The organism is Traorella sp. mt218, from assembly GCF_055420025.1.
The window spans coordinates 88,943-103,021 of sequence record NZ_JBVAYM010000008.1; the positions used below are offsets into that span (position 1 = coordinate 88,943).

A 14,079-nucleotide genomic window follows, 5' to 3' on the forward strand; every position below is an offset into this window, starting at 1 on the left:
AATTAATCCTCCATCACATGCTCATATCCAGCTTCAAAAATTCTTCCGATATGATCATCATCTAATGAATAATAGATGACCTTGCCATCTCTGCGATATTTAACAAGACGAGCTTGTTTTAGTGTTTTGAGCTGATGAGAAACCGCTGACTGAGACACATCTAATAAAGCAGATAGATCACAAACACACATTTCAGCTTTTAAAAGTGCACAAATGATCTTGATTCTTGTCGGATCTCCAAACACTTTCAAAAGTTCTGCCGTTGCGACTAATTTATCTTCATCCGGCATCTCTTTTTTCACCTTATTTACAACATCCTCATGGATAACTGTTATTTCACATTTTTCAATTTCCATATTAACATCCTTTCATATGAACATTTGTTCATATATATAATATGTAAAGATTCTCATTATGTCAAGTTTTATTTCAATGAAAATTTCTGAAATAATGTGAAATTTTATGTAAATTTAACACAGTGTTTGCCCTACAAAAACACTTGATTTTATCAGAAAAACAAAGTGAAAAAAAATTCAAAAAGTTAAATAAATCCCTTGATTTCAGCTTTTTTTCAGTATATTATATGGGTGTAAGTTAAGATAAAGAGAAGGAGGATACAAATATGAAGAACTTATTAAAGGCTATCAATTTTGTGAAATTCAACAAGAATCGCACAAACGCTAAACAATCGATTACTTCTCGTGAAGTAGAGCACATTAATGCCGGAAATTCTACTTCTGCTTGGGGAATCGTGTTCTATCGCTAGTCGTTCTAGCATTTCACATAATTAAAAAAGGAAAAAGATGATTCACATCTTTTTCTTTTTTATTTATTATTTATTTTAAATAAACTTTTTAAAAGTAAACCACAGCCTGAAGCAATGAAGCCAAAAACGAGAATATATTCAAACAGTGTCATTCGCATGATTGAAATCCGCATATTCATAAGCAATGAAACTACAATAAAAATGACACCTAAGATGATAAGAATCTTTGGCCCTAATGATTTTGGATTATAAAAATACCATACAACACCTATGATCATGGGAATTGTAATTATTCCAGATGTGATACTAAAAGAACCAAAGTGTATGACCGACCAGCCATGATGTACATACACCCGTTGAGATAACATATATAAACCTATTGCAAGTAGAACGATGCCCACTAAAAATTGTACTAAACCATTTTCATTTGTATCTTTCATATTGATCCCCCTAAATTCCTTTTTATTATAGCTTTTCTTTTTATCTTCGCCAAGTATTATTAAAAAGCCAGAGCATTAGCTCTAGCTACTGTGATATTGTTTATAGATTTCATTTTTGGATAACCCGTGATCCCGGGCAACTTTTTTTATTGCCTCATTTGTTGAATAACCGCTTTGGATATAACAATGTATTTTTTCATTTAAAATAGAAAAAGGAATATCATCGCCAATTTCTTCTTCTTTATATCCTTCAAGCACAAGTACCATCTCACCCTTGAGATCATCACATATATCTAACATTTCACTGATCGTTCCACGAAGGAATTCTTCATGTTTCTTAGTAATTTCTCTTGCCAGACACATCTTACGATTACCAAAAACTTCTAAAAATGTATGCAGCGTCTTTTTAATACGGTGCGGAGCTTCATAGAAGATCATCGTTTGCTTGACCTTTGATAATTCTTCACAGCTTTTTCTTCGTTCATTTTCATTAACTTTTAAAAAACCGACAAACATAAATGGCTGAGCTGAAAGGCCACTAGCTACCAAAGCATTTAGCGCTGCATTGGCTCCTGATACAGGCACTACATTAAAACCGGCTTCTACCACCATATTCACAACTACCTGACCGGGATCACTGACAAGCGGATAGCCGGCATCGCTGACAACGGCAACATTTTTACCTTCCTCCAGCAATGCTACCAATCCTTTGGCACTTTCATATTCATTGTGCATATGATGTGCCATACATCTCGTTTTGATATCAAAATGTGACAACAATTTCATCGTATTACGTGTATCTTCCGCTGCAATTACATCTACGCTCTTTAATATCTCAATCGCCCTTGGTGTCATTTCACTTAGATTACCGATAGGTGTTGCAACCAGATATAACGTTGCTTTTTCATTTTCAAAGCTTTTCTGCCGATTCATCGTTTTGACCAGTCAATATCTGGCCATAATTCTGAAAAGTCCAGAAATTGAACATCTTCCTTATTTTCTATTTTTGCCTGTTTCAACAGTACATTCATGCTTGTCACACGATATTTATTACCTTTATATTCAATTTGTGAATTCACTTTTGGTAAACCCGCCCGCATTTCCTTATATTGTGCATCTTCATAGCGAAGACAACACATTAGCTTGCCACACTGCCCTGAAAGCTTCTGCACATTTAAAGCCAGCATCTGATTTTTAGCCATATTGATTGACACCACATCAAAATCATTTAAAAATCTTGAACAACAGGTTTCCATGCCGCAAGTACCTAAGCCACCCACAATTTTTGCCTTATTGCGAGGTCCAATCTGACGAAGTTCGATACGACACTTAAATTTTGTCGCTAGATCTTTCAACAACTCCCTAAAATCAACACGATCATCGGCAACGTATACAAAAATGATCTTACTGCGGTCTAATGTATATTCTGCTTCGATCAAACGCATATCCAGTCCCTGTGCCTGAATGGCTTCTTCACAAATCACCATTGCCTTCTTAGCCGCTTCTTTATTCTCTTCCACATCTTTTAAATCTTTTTCTGTGGCCTTTCGGATAACTGGTTTGATTTCCAATTCAGTGGAGACATTTTCAAAAAGCTGATTTTCTTTCATGATCGTACCAACTTCTAGTCCTCGAACCGTTTCAACAACAACTTTATCATGGACCTTCAAGGTATCATCATTTGTCCCAAATGTATAAAGCTTGTTTGATTCCGAAAAACTTACAAACGCTATATGTGTATAGTCTTTATTCTCCATCTGCTACCTCCTTCATCCTGATCAGCATCGAATCAACTAACAATTTCACACTAACAGATTTACTGAAACGATTTTTTGTACTGACACAAATATTTAAATATTCAACACATTGTTCTTTTGAATATTTGCCTATCATCCTATTCCATATATCATCTTTACATTCACTTTTCTGCATGATCCCATTTCTAAAAAATATCGTTAATATTTCATTAAAATAAGCAAACTGAATTCGATCATTTCCCTTTTTTTCATTAAATGCCTGAGTCTGAATCGTCAACAGTGTCATATATGGATCATCATAAAAATGTTCAATGACCTCCATCGCCCAATCTCTGGCATTTCTATAATTTTCATCTTCACTTAACGCTAGAATTTCATCAGCATCTGCCGCTATATGAGAACACAAATAAGCATCCAGTTCGTCAATATCTTCATTTCTGGCAAATTCCAGTCCTTCTTTTACAGGCGGTTTGCGGAAAGGTATTTTCTGACATCTTGATACGATGGTCGGTAACACTTTATCCAGCTGCTCACTGATAAGGATTGCCGTCACATCACTTGCCGGCTCCTCTAAAAATTTAAGCAGTGAATTCATTGCATCAGCTGTAGCATTTTCTACTAGATTTAATATATAGATCTTCTTTCCCGTAGCTTCTAATGCCGTCTTATTGAATTCTTCCTGAATATGCATGATATCTTCTTTTTTTATTGTTTTGATACTGCCGTCAATAATGATCAGATCAGAAAAGTTATTCTCTGCGACACGTCTGCAAACATCACACTTTTCACATGCAAAGCCTTCTTTTTCACACAGAAGACTTTGAGCCAGTAAAATGGCACTCTTAAATTTGCCACATCCCTTATCTCCAAAAAACAGATAAGCATGTGTTGAAGTTTTTCCCAGTAAAGCATTTTCTAAGATCCGATAAGCAACTGGCTGTTTTTTTCTAAGCTTTTCTTTCATTTTCTAATCGTCTCCAAAACGATTTTTAACGCCTCTTCTACAACCTTATCTACCTCTTGTGAAGCATCCACCACACGCATACGGTGACGATATTTCGCAAGTACCTGCCGATAACCTTCACTTACTTCCTGATGGAAATGATTCGTTTCTAAATCAAGACGATCCTTAAAGGCTCTTGTTTCAATTCGTTTTAATCCGTCATTGTAATCAAGATTTAAAAATATCGTCGTATCTGGAAAATATCCATCTATCGCAAACTGGTTGATCATATACACATTATCAATACCCAGATGACGTGCATAACCCTGATAAGCTAAAGAAGAATCTACAAAACGATCACATATTACGATTTGTCCCTTTTCTAAAGCTGGAATAACCTTTTCTACTAAATGCTGACGTCGTGACGCAGCATAAAGCAATGCCTCTGTTTTCGCATCCATGGCTGTATTTTTTGGATCAAGAATCACATTTCGAATCTGTTCCGCAATTTCAATACCACCCGGTTCTCTTGTATAAATGGCATCATAGCCCATTTCTTTTAATTTTTGCGCAACAATTGTTGAAATTGTCGTCTTTCCGCTCCCATCGGGTCCTTCAAACGTGATAAAATATCCTCTCATAAATATCTCCTGTCAGCTTATAAAATGATTATACCACAATCATCATCAACATAAAAAGCGTTTTATCCTATACCTAATCATCAAAGCATTTTAATAATATAAGATTTCAATTGATCATCTGAGACATAATGTCCAATGCCCTTTTCATCAGCACCTCTCATAGGTGTCATCCCAAAACCATTCTTCAAAGAACGTGCTCCATCTTCTGAAACAGCCTCTGCATAGACTTCACTTACTTCATAACCCTCCTGAATCTTTGTATCAAGCCATCTGGCAAAAGCCTTTCCCATTAACTTCATACATGCAGTACCACGATAATCTTCTTCCACTGCAAGCGTATATAGATAAAGGATGTTTTTTCCTTTCTTCATTCCTTTATTTAATAGTGTTGAAAAATGAGAACCATTTAAATATTCATCTCTTTGCTTTTCATCAAGAAAAATCACCGTAAAATATCCTGCCAGTCTATTTACATCCTCATCTACACAAAAAAACAGTCCCTCTTTGACTTGTTTATACAATGAGCGGATATAATCCGGTTCTAAATAGTCATTTCCCTCAGCAGGAAAAATTCTACGATCCATTTCAAGCATCTTCTCAAACCAGTTTTGATTTATCTTGTCATTCATTAAAACCGATAATTTCATTCACTTATTCTCCTATATAAGAAAAAGGCATGAATCATGCCCCAACATATTTATTATAACACAAAAAAAAATAAATTATAAGACTGTTTCTATAGCATAAATAAGGTATTATATAAGTGTAAAAAGACAGAACATCTGAAAGGAGGAAATGTCTTATGAAAGAGGTTTTAAAAGAAATTTAGTTCGTTTCCTATGAAGCCTGACAGAACTTCATGAGGAAACTAAAAATCTTATTTATGTTTTAAAAAGAAAGTGTTTTCTGTGAGAGGGCAGACCAATGGACAGAGAAGAGGAGAAGAACTAAAACTGAATATATAAAAAGTCTACCGCAGTGTAGAAAAAATAGATAAATGATCTATTTATAGATACGGCTTATTTATGATTGAAATGTTGTAAGAAATCATTAATTTATAATGATTGAATTCTAACGAATCCCCCTGTGCTTATAAACAGAAATAGTTAGATATTCAATAAATTATATAAAATGAATAAAATAACTTTCTCATTAAGCCCTAAGGATCTTATAAAAAAATCGATGATCCCATCGTTGACAAATCGAAAGAGATTTACATATAGATGGCTTCATACTTGAATTGTCAGAAACAATTCTAAGAAATAAATTATAGAATGTTTTAATGATTTAAAATAGAAAAAACGATGATTTGGATATAAATGAGAGTTTAATGTGTCGTTCTTCCTATAGAAATCAAACAAACATATGTAATTATATTTCCTTCCAAATTAAATGATTCCATGTTTATAAAGGAGGATTTTCAATAGATGGATTCATATAAAGAATGAACAATGAAGATCTAAATATTTAGAAGATTCAAGACAGAGTTATCTAAAAACTAGAGACGTTGATCATATGAATTTTATGAATATGGTTCCATCACTTATAAATTGAAAGTATTCATATAACTGGCTTCGTAAAGAGATTGTCTAAAATGACAATCTCTTTTTTTTGTGAATTTCAATAAAATTTTATGAAATATGATATTTTTTTATGAATTTCTCCTTTATAATATAAGAGTTGAGGAGGACTTTATGATAAAATTATTTGCATGTGATTTAGATGGAACATTATTAAATGATGATCATGAATTTGATGAAATTATCTTTAATGCAATTGATGCAGTAATTAAAGAAGGAAAATATTTTTCATTTGCGACAGGCAGACACATGCATGCTCAGCAAATAAAAATATTAAAATATGAAAAACGGGATGTTTTTATGGTTTGTATGAATGGAGCTTTGATATTAGATCCTTCTCAAAATATAATTTATGACAGAAAAATGGATAAAAAAATTGTCAAAGATTTATTAGAAACTTTTCCTGAGATTGACTTTGACTGTATTGGCAAAGACCATGTTTTTATCCGTGCGAATCGCCAGGAACATTTGGATCAATTTAGCCGGTCTAGCATTTGGAACAGAGCTGCAAATAAATGGAAAATTGAAGATTTTATAAAAGATAGTATTTTTGATCAAAGTATTGATGATATTTTATCTCATGATATTTATAAGATCAACTGTCGTTTAAGTGATGCGAAAACGATTGAAAAAATGAATTGTTATCTTGATCACCATAAAGATGAAATCGTAAATGCTCCTTATGATAATGGTGCTTTTGAAATTACTGGAAAAGATGTCAATAAGGGAAATGCTGTCGCATGGCTATGTGAATATCTTCATCTTCAGGAAGATGAGGTTGCGGTATATGGCGATGGCGGCAATGACATAGAGATGTTAGAAAGATTCAAACATTCTTATGGGATGTCAAATGGTATGGAGTCCGCAAAAAAAGCTGCCAATGAAATTATTGGCTGCTGCAAAGATTATGCAGTATCAAAACATATCCTAGAAACACTACAAAAAGAAGAAGATAATAAATAAGCTGGCGATTGCCAGCTTTTATAATGCCATTTTAAATATTTTCTTTACATCCTCTGCACTAAGAGCTACAAAACCATTTTGAAGTCCACCATCAGCTGCTTTTTGTGCCATGACATCAAAATGTGTTTCATCAATATCAATTTCATGTAATGAGCTAGGAAGATTTAATGATTTAAAGAATTCACGAGTTTTTTGAATTGCTGCATGCGCAATATCCATATCGCTTCCTTCATGGATTCCCCAGACATTCTTCCCATACTCTACAAACTTCCACAATGTGTCTTCATTTAAAACATATTCCATCCAATTTGGTGTCAAAATAGCCAGTCCAACACCATGGGTGATATCATAGAAGGCACTTAATTCATGTTCCATCGGATGCACGGACCATGCAGTATTTTCTCCATAGGAACAAATACCATTGATGGCCATAGAGCTTGCCCACATCAGATTTGCACGAGCTTCATAATTCTTAGGATCTTCTAAAGCAATAGGTGCATACTTGATACAAGTCTTTAAGATACCTTCACAGAAACGAGCCTGAAGATAAGCACCCTTTTCCTGATTAAAATAGTTTTCAAAAGTATGACTCATGATATCTGCCGTTCCTGCTGCTGTCTGATATGCAGATACAGAATACGTATACTCCGGATCCAAAATTGAGAATACCGGTTTTGTCAGATCATTTCCCGATCCCCATTTTTCATTTTTGGTTAAGTCTGAAATAACTGCAAAGCCATCCATTTCACTGCCTGTAGCCGCTAATGTCAGAACAGCCGCAACAGGCAAAGCTTTCGTAATCTTGTTTCGATCTAATACCTGATCCCATGGATCACCTTCATAACACACGCCACTTGCGATGATCTTTGAACAGTCGATCGTACTGCCGCCACCGACAGCCAAGACGGCTGTCAAACCATGCTGATGACAGATTTCTACGCCTTTACGTACAGATTCAATACGAGGATTGGGTTCAACTCCTGCAAGTTCCTGCCATTCGATACCTGCCTTTTTTAATTGCTCACACACTTTATCGTATAAACCAATCTTTTTAATACTGCCGCCTCCATATACCAGAAGCACCTTATCAGAAATTTTTTTCAGATTCTCTCCTAAATTCTCAATCTGACCTTTACCAAAATAAATTTGTGTTGGTATGTTATAATGAAAATTTTGCATATCCTTTCCTCCTAAGTACTTTCATATTAGCACATTTATCAGTGAAATTCTATTTGTTTAAACACCTTTATTCATCCTTTAAATCAGCTATTTCTCCCATGTCTGGCAGCCAGATGGAAGAGGCATCTACAAAGTTGCTCTTATCTTCCGTTTGCCCTCTTATAGTTGCAGGTATCGTTCCTTCAAGCTGCCTTCGGATACTTTCTGCACGCAAAAGACAAAACTCTTTGATCGTTTCTACCGCTAATAGAAAATCTTCATGACTACAGAAAGCTGTTGGATCTTTTTCTACATAAGGTGAAATCATAGCTTTTGTTTCCTCAACAAATTTCTCAAAATAACCACTCTCAAAATATTCTTTGATCAGCTGGTCAAAATAACGATGATATTGTTTAAAATATTCATCATTTTTCATGAGATTGTGATATAACGGGCGGTTCAACATAATTTCTCCAGAAGCCGGTGTATTGATTGGATAATTCACATAAAGTGTAGCATCATTAATAGGATCCGGCATACCTAGGGAATAGGTTGCGAATGCCAGATTATAATCCCATGGCAATATACTGATAATTCCCTCTTCTTCATATAAGAAATAATTATGTCCGGTCCTTCCTAAATAGCTGTCTAAGTTGACTACAAATACTTGTACTGTAAAATAACGAAGCACTTCATCCACATCTACTGCAGACTCTAAGTTTTCGCCTGTAGAAAGAATCTTCAATGCCTCAATCAATCTTTCTTTATCACGATCTGTAATATCAAACTTAGCATTTCTAAATATATTATCGTAGCTTTCAAAAGCATCATCCGTATAGCGTAAAGCTACATCTGCATTTTCATCGTTTAAAGACTTATAATCCGGCTTGTAAAGCTGTCCATGATTTTTTCCATATACTCGTCGTGCAAAGGCTTCTTCAGGTTCTTCAATAGCTAAAAACAAGCCCCAATCTTCTCCATTCACACGAACATTTGCATAACTGCGCAAAGGTGTGGGTACACCCATATGATCCATCATATCATAGGTAATCCAGTTTTTCATATAACTGTTATCCTGGAAAGAAGCATCTAAGGAAAATTTGTCGAGTCCATAATAACTGTTATATTCATAATGGTCAAACTCTACTTTAAGACTATAACGCTCAAGACCATATTCATGAACAAGTCGTCGTGAATTATTTCCTTTTACTCGTAATCCTACATTTGAAAATGCTTCACCATCAATCACGATCGTACATGAGCGATATTCTTCTTCATTCGCTGTTTCTAAAAACCCTTGCCAGTCATCCATAATAATATCGATCTCATGAACCCTTGATCTTTCAAACAATCTTGTTTCATAACCCATTTGCGACGACATAAAAGTGATTCCTAAACTTTCTCCGTTGATAAATATACAAGTAATTAATAGTGCAGCCGCTATCACAACGATACAAATTTTATCAATATACTTATGTTTCAACATATTCTTTAGCTCATGTAATCGCCATTATAAGAAACCATGACGGTATGACTGACACCCGGAAACTCTGCCAGTTCATTGATAAAATCTGTATTTTCATCTTTTAGTCTTATTTCATAATTCAATTCAATACAACCAGGAACTACGCTTTTACTCTTAACAGACGTTTTCTTTACTTTTTGTTTTAAATAATCGTACACATATTTTTCTACTGTAGAATCTTCACAATGAACAACAAGAATATAAGGTCTTTCAAATCCCTTGTATCTTGAAAATATCAGTATGATGATACCAATAAAGAAACTGCCAAATACCGCTAATGGAATAAATCCTGCAGCAAGAACGATACCTACAGCAATTGCCCAAAATAAGAAAGCAATATCTGATGGTTCTTTTATAGCGGTACGGAAACGAACAATTGACAAAGCACCAACCATACCAAGTGACAATATGACATTACTTGTAACCGCAAGAATAAGAAGAGCTGTGATCATTGTCAAGGCAATAAGAGTAACCCCAAACGATGCAGAATACATAATTCCTGCATAGCTTTTTTTATAAATAAAGAAAATGTATAACCCTAATGCAAAAGAAAGGATCAAAACAAGAACCATATCTAAAACAGATATTGCAGTAACATTTTCTAAAAATCCTGATTTAAAAATATCTCCAAAACCCATATTCCCTCCTGTTTAGTCATATCGTCGACACACTGCATATTTTGAATAAGCAGTTGCTTTTTGATTTATATTGACAGCCATGCGTACAATTTCTGGAAGAAATTCATCATATTTTATTTCTAAGACAGGTAATTGTTCCGATACATCAGCATGATATAGATCATGATTTAAAAAATCAATGCTTCTCATTCCCGTACGAAGATTACGGTCAATGGTAATCCTCACATTACCTGGCTCATATAAAAAAGCTTCACGATCATAAGTAACGATTGTCATAGGACGTAGAAGCCGTCCTTGAATCTTACTGTAGAGTTCAATAAATAAGGGTTCATCACTTTCAAGAAGAAAGCGAATATCACCTTTGATTAGTCTTTCTGTCTGTTCTGCACTGATTCTAGCACTGTATTTACTACATAATCCTTTTATTTTTATCTTTTTTTCAAGGCGGATGAATGATAGATCAGAATTATAATAGCGAATACGAAATTTTTCTCGACGATCTACACCATCTATTTTTTGTCGTAATGCTGAATCATTCGGTGTATCAAAATACAGACTGCTCACACGGTAGTTCCCGTGTGAGTCAGCATTTTTATCATGTTTAAATAATTTTCTTAAGCGATGAGATAATATCCAATCGTTTAACGGATCTATCGTATATTTAATCTCATGACGAAGTTTAAGTGATGGTTTTTCTTTAATCATCATAGTCGCTGCTGCCATCATCGTAATTACTATTTCCATCGTCGTAATTACTATTACCATCATCATAGTCCGTTACACCATCGTTGTTTGGTCCATAATCGGTATCATTATAGTCAGTAACACCATCATTATTTGGTCCGTAATCCGTGTCATTATAATCTGTTACGCCATCGTTGTTAGGCCCATAATCGGTATCATTATAATCCGTTACACCATCATTATTTGGCCCATAGTCCGTATCATTGTAATCTGTAACACCATCATTATTTGGCCCATAATCCGTATCATTGTAATCCGTTACACCATCATTGTTTGGTCCGTAATCCGTATCATTATAATCCGTTACACCATCATTGTTTGCTCCATAATCGGTATCGACATAATTAGTAATCCCATAATCACTTTCACCTACTACATCTACAGGACTGTGCCAGCTATTATTGCTTACACAAAGGCGAACTTCTTCTGCAACATCATCAAGGAAAGTACTGTTTGGAAGCTTAGAACCCGCTTCAATTTCAATGGTAATCTGACGGCTTTCACCTTCAATCTCTTCAACAAAATATCCGGCATTGCCAATTGCATTCACTAATTCTGATACAACTGTCTTACATTCTTTTCCTTCATATCCTGTATAGTTCGCAAGGATCGCATCTGCATCACTATTTTGTGCATCTACTTTTACTACATTTCCTTCACTATCATAAGTAATGGCAATTTCCGGATTTACCTTTAAGTATAAAATTCCGCCATCTACATTCTCACTGCTGCTGTCAGGGGTCGTAGTATCTATAGGATTTCCACTACATCCGCTCATACAAAACAAACATAACATTAAAACACTTGCGATCGATAAAATTGATTTTAAATTTCTTTTTTTCATAATAGTTCCTCCTTCATTATTTTATCGGGCTTCTTTTTCATCTTACATATAAAGATTACGTGAGCCCACTTTCTAAACCGGGGTAAGAGAATAATTTTTTTGAAGCCCTGTAAGATTTTTTCCTTACACTATAAGATTACGGATATTCTTTGATGTTTTTGGGGTCAAGCTTAAATTTTATTCATAATTTGAATTTCCATCATCATTCTTTTCATAACTTGAATCGCCGTAATTTGACTGTGCTTCAGTTTCTGTTTTATCATAACCACTATCTCCATCATTATTTGTATCTTTATCCGGATCATCATTTGTCGAAGGATCATTTTCCCCATAATCGTCATCATCATAATCATCTTGAGAATTAGTATTTGGCTGAGATGCAGGTGGTACAATAGGTGCTTCTTCATATCCTGAATCATTTTCATTTGATGAAGAGTTATTTGGTGGTACTGGTATCGTAATTTCTTGATTTTCTGATGGCTGATTGGTAATCTCGATCGTAACCGAAAGCTTATCTGTTAGATATTCATTTAAATGAGTCCCTAATGACTCTTGCTTATTCGTGATCCATTCGCCACTTTCCGCATCTAATGTAAGAGTAATCTGTCCTCCTTCATAGAGATAGCCCATTTCAATAGCACGATCAATTAATTCATCCATGACAAGATTCACTTCTTTATTCTCATAATCATAATTCTCAATCAGTAAATGACCATCTTCATTGATGCCTTCGATATCAATAACGATATCCTCTTCACCAACATCAATTCTTACCTCAGGATTGATCGTCATATATATTGATCCTTGCAAAGATGGGGTTGATTGAAAAAGAGTCGTAAATGCAATGACCAGACATGCAGCAAGTGCACTTATGGAAGCAATCCATTTAAAATATGGTTTTGGTTTATCATCTATTTCGATAGAGTTCTCTTCCATCACGACTACGTCACTTACAACCTGGCCTACTTCATAATTTCTATTTGCTACATTTAAGAACCTGCCGTCTTCATCTAATACAACAGCATAACTTAAATGACATTCCATGACCATATACTTCATGCCAGATTACCTCCTTTCGTTTTTAGGAGATGTCTCAAATGTCCACGAATAATTTCATATCCATTCGTTTGGATGAGAAGCATTGCCAGTATATATTTTCTATGCCTTTCTAAAGTTTTTCTATCTGCTCCGCTGCCTTCTACAAGACGAGCTAATGGAAGTTTTTTTGTTCTCAAAAGTTCATCTAAGATTTGTTTATTATCCGCTGCAAACTGAATGGCCTTTTTACATGCTTCTAAGGTCCTTTCCTGTTTAGGTGAATTTTCAGATACATCACTAAATCCTATACCATATTCTTTCATTACTGATGCCAATTCCTCAATTTCCTGTTTGGTTGCTTCTAAGCTTACAAAATCATCAACAGTATCATCACTGGCTATCGTATCCATTAAGGTTTTACCATCTTCATCCTTCTTTTCATCTAAAGAAAGATGTCCATAATGACGTGATTCTTTTCGCTGATAATCAATCAGACGACTGCGTATGATCATAGAAGCATAAGTAAAAAAAGCTCCTCTGTTTTTTTCATATCCTCGAATGGCTTCATGAAAAGCAATCATCGCAATACTGAATTCATCATCTTGCTCAGTACAAGGACGTGAAAAAAACTTTGATGTTTCCGATCGGATAAAAGGCAGATATGCACGAATTAGCTCATCCGCTGCCTGCATACTTTCTTTTGCGGCATAGACCTGTTCAATGATCAGATACTCGCTCTGCATAAACTTACTCCTTTTCTCATTTATAGAATACGTATCATATTTTTTAAAATTGGGGTAACTGTTATGAGTTTCATATTTGCCTTTATTGTATTTATGAAATCATTATGATAACTCGTAAAAATAGTATGGTTCAGTTATGTTTTGATTTTATATTGGCATATTAGAGGTGTCAATATAGGCAATCAATATTGATTTATCTTTTACTTTTACTTAATTTTGATTTTACATAGATAACAAAAAAGGAGCATTTCTGCTCCTAAGTGAGGTCTTAATCTAAATCTTCACCATTGCTGGCAATG

The 14,079-nt window shown here is 34.6% G+C and carries 16 protein-coding genes; 2 read left to right on the top strand and 14 right to left on the bottom strand.

The window, feature by feature from the left end:
* Positions 1 to 2: 2 nt before the first annotated feature.
* Positions 3 to 356 (bottom strand): ArsR/SmtB family transcription factor, encoded by a 354-nt coding sequence (locus ACZYT3_RS05820; protein WP_464088011.1) that lies wholly within the window; start codon positions 354 to 356, stop codon positions 3 to 5.
* Positions 357 to 622: 266 nt separating this feature from the next.
* Here ACZYT3_RS05820 and ACZYT3_RS05825 point away from each other — a divergent pair, with 266 nt between their 5' ends.
* Complete coding sequence (locus ACZYT3_RS05825) at positions 623 to 766, top strand: hypothetical protein (protein WP_154667075.1); 144 nt, start codon at positions 623 to 625, stop codon at positions 764 to 766.
* A gap of 59 nt (positions 767 to 825) precedes the next feature.
* Here the strand turns inward: ACZYT3_RS05825 and ACZYT3_RS05830 are convergent, their stop codons facing one another.
* From ACZYT3_RS05830 to ACZYT3_RS05855, 6 genes are all read right to left on the bottom strand, one after another.
* Entirely contained in the window at positions 826 to 1,206 is a 381-nt protein-coding gene (locus ACZYT3_RS05830) for a hypothetical protein (RefSeq protein ID WP_464088012.1), read from the bottom strand.
* A gap of 81 nt (positions 1,207 to 1,287) precedes the next feature.
* Positions 1,288 to 2,139: a 16S rRNA (cytidine(1402)-2'-O)-methyltransferase gene (rsmI, locus tag ACZYT3_RS05835; protein ID WP_071440978.1), complete on the bottom strand. Its 852-nt coding sequence runs from the start codon at positions 2,137 to 2,139 to the stop codon at positions 1,288 to 1,290.
* Positions 2,136 to 2,963 (bottom strand): regulatory iron-sulfur-containing complex subunit RicT, encoded by an 828-nt coding sequence (gene ricT / locus ACZYT3_RS05840; RefSeq protein WP_071440979.1) that lies wholly within the window; start codon positions 2,961 to 2,963, stop codon positions 2,136 to 2,138. The genes rsmI and ricT overlap by 4 nt, the downstream gene beginning before the upstream one ends.
* The gene (locus tag ACZYT3_RS05845; protein WP_464088013.1) at positions 2,953 to 3,927 is read right to left on the bottom strand and encodes a DNA polymerase III subunit delta; all 975 of its coding nucleotides are present in this window, start codon (positions 3,925 to 3,927) and stop codon (positions 2,953 to 2,955) included. Before ACZYT3_RS05845 ends, ricT begins: the two co-directional genes overlap by 11 nt.
* Positions 3,924 to 4,547 carry a dTMP kinase gene (tmk, locus tag ACZYT3_RS05850; protein ID WP_464088014.1) on the bottom strand — a complete coding sequence of 208 codons (624 nt, stop codon included), beginning with the start codon at positions 4,545 to 4,547 and terminating at the stop codon, positions 3,924 to 3,926. The genes ACZYT3_RS05845 and tmk overlap by 4 nt, the downstream gene beginning before the upstream one ends.
* Positions 4,548 to 4,627: 80 nt before the next feature.
* Entirely contained in the window at positions 4,628 to 5,194 is a 567-nt protein-coding gene (locus ACZYT3_RS05855; protein ID WP_071440982.1) for a hypothetical protein, read from the bottom strand.
* Between the two features lie 1,047 nt (positions 5,195 to 6,241).
* Between ACZYT3_RS05855 and ACZYT3_RS05860 the strand changes: the two genes are divergently transcribed.
* Positions 6,242 to 7,090, top strand: coding sequence for an HAD family hydrolase (locus ACZYT3_RS05860; RefSeq protein ID WP_464088015.1), 849 nt, complete (start codon positions 6,242 to 6,244; stop codon positions 7,088 to 7,090).
* Positions 7,091 to 7,108: 18 nt separating this feature from the next.
* On the opposite strand, the gene ACZYT3_RS05865 is transcribed toward ACZYT3_RS05860, so the two are convergent.
* From ACZYT3_RS05865 to ACZYT3_RS05895, 7 genes are all read right to left on the bottom strand, one after another.
* Positions 7,109 to 8,269, bottom strand: a complete 1,161-nt coding sequence (locus ACZYT3_RS05865; protein ID WP_071440984.1) for an iron-containing alcohol dehydrogenase — start codon at positions 8,267 to 8,269, stop codon at positions 7,109 to 7,111.
* 67 nt (positions 8,270 to 8,336) lie between these two features.
* Positions 8,337 to 9,734, bottom strand: a complete 1,398-nt coding sequence (locus ACZYT3_RS05870) for a CotH kinase family protein (protein ID WP_464088016.1) — start codon at positions 9,732 to 9,734, stop codon at positions 8,337 to 8,339.
* Between the two features lie 5 nt (positions 9,735 to 9,739).
* Positions 9,740 to 10,411 carry a DUF4956 domain-containing protein gene (locus ACZYT3_RS05875; RefSeq protein WP_464088017.1) on the bottom strand — a complete coding sequence of 224 codons (672 nt, stop codon included), beginning with the start codon at positions 10,409 to 10,411 and terminating at the stop codon, positions 9,740 to 9,742.
* Positions 10,412 to 10,423: 12 nt separating this feature from the next.
* Complete coding sequence (locus ACZYT3_RS05880; RefSeq protein ID WP_464088018.1) at positions 10,424 to 11,182, bottom strand: polyphosphate polymerase domain-containing protein; 759 nt, start codon at positions 11,180 to 11,182, stop codon at positions 10,424 to 10,426.
* Positions 11,109 to 11,999 (bottom strand): anti-sigma-I factor RsgI family protein, encoded by an 891-nt coding sequence (locus tag ACZYT3_RS05885; protein ID WP_464088019.1) that lies wholly within the window; start codon positions 11,997 to 11,999, stop codon positions 11,109 to 11,111. The genes ACZYT3_RS05880 and ACZYT3_RS05885 overlap by 74 nt, the downstream gene beginning before the upstream one ends.
* Before the next feature lie 177 nt (positions 12,000 to 12,176).
* The gene (locus ACZYT3_RS05890; RefSeq protein ID WP_071440988.1) at positions 12,177 to 13,058 is read right to left on the bottom strand and encodes an anti-sigma-I factor RsgI family protein; all 882 of its coding nucleotides are present in this window, start codon (positions 13,056 to 13,058) and stop codon (positions 12,177 to 12,179) included.
* Positions 13,055 to 13,780, bottom strand: coding sequence for a sigma-70 family RNA polymerase sigma factor (locus tag ACZYT3_RS05895; RefSeq protein WP_071440989.1), 726 nt, complete (start codon positions 13,778 to 13,780; stop codon positions 13,055 to 13,057). Before ACZYT3_RS05895 ends, ACZYT3_RS05890 begins: the two co-directional genes overlap by 4 nt.
* Between the last annotated feature and the right edge of the window lie 299 nt (positions 13,781 to 14,079).

Coding starts and splice junctions, on each gene's coding strand:
- ACZYT3_RS05820 (WP_464088011.1), bottom strand. CDS start 356: ATGGAAATTGAAAAATGTGAAATAACAGTTATCCATGAGGATGTTGTA.
- ACZYT3_RS05895 (WP_071440989.1), bottom strand. CDS start 13,780: ATGCAGAGCGAGTATCTGATCATTGAACAGGTCTATGCCGCAAAAGAA.
- ACZYT3_RS05880 (WP_464088018.1), bottom strand. CDS start 11,182: ATGATGATGGTAATAGTAATTACGACGATGGAAATAGTAATTACGATG.
- ACZYT3_RS05845 (WP_464088013.1), bottom strand. CDS start 3,927: ATGAAAGAAAAGCTTAGAAAAAAACAGCCAGTTGCTTATCGGATCTTA.
- ACZYT3_RS05865 (WP_071440984.1), bottom strand. CDS start 8,269: ATGCAAAATTTTCATTATAACATACCAACACAAATTTATTTTGGTAAA.
- ACZYT3_RS05830 (WP_464088012.1), bottom strand. CDS start 1,206: ATGAAAGATACAAATGAAAATGGTTTAGTACAATTTTTAGTGGGCATC.
- ACZYT3_RS05890 (WP_071440988.1), bottom strand. CDS start 13,058: ATGAAGTATATGGTCATGGAATGTCATTTAAGTTATGCTGTTGTATTA.
- tmk (WP_464088014.1), bottom strand. CDS start 4,547: ATGAGAGGATATTTTATCACGTTTGAAGGACCCGATGGGAGCGGAAAG.
- ACZYT3_RS05825 (WP_154667075.1), top strand. CDS start 623: ATGAAGAACTTATTAAAGGCTATCAATTTTGTGAAATTCAACAAGAAT.
- rsmI (WP_071440978.1), bottom strand. CDS start 2,139: ATGAATCGGCAGAAAAGCTTTGAAAATGAAAAAGCAACGTTATATCTG.
- ricT (WP_071440979.1), bottom strand. CDS start 2,963: ATGGAGAATAAAGACTATACACATATAGCGTTTGTAAGTTTTTCGGAA.
- ACZYT3_RS05855 (WP_071440982.1), bottom strand. CDS start 5,194: ATGAAATTATCGGTTTTAATGAATGACAAGATAAATCAAAACTGGTTT.
- ACZYT3_RS05885 (WP_464088019.1), bottom strand. CDS start 11,999: ATGAAAAAAAGAAATTTAAAATCAATTTTATCGATCGCAAGTGTTTTA.
- ACZYT3_RS05875 (WP_464088017.1), bottom strand. CDS start 10,411: ATGGGTTTTGGAGATATTTTTAAATCAGGATTTTTAGAAAATGTTACT.
- ACZYT3_RS05870 (WP_464088016.1), bottom strand. CDS start 9,734: ATGTTGAAACATAAGTATATTGATAAAATTTGTATCGTTGTGATAGCG.
- ACZYT3_RS05860 (WP_464088015.1), top strand. CDS start 6,242: ATGATAAAATTATTTGCATGTGATTTAGATGGAACATTATTAAATGAT.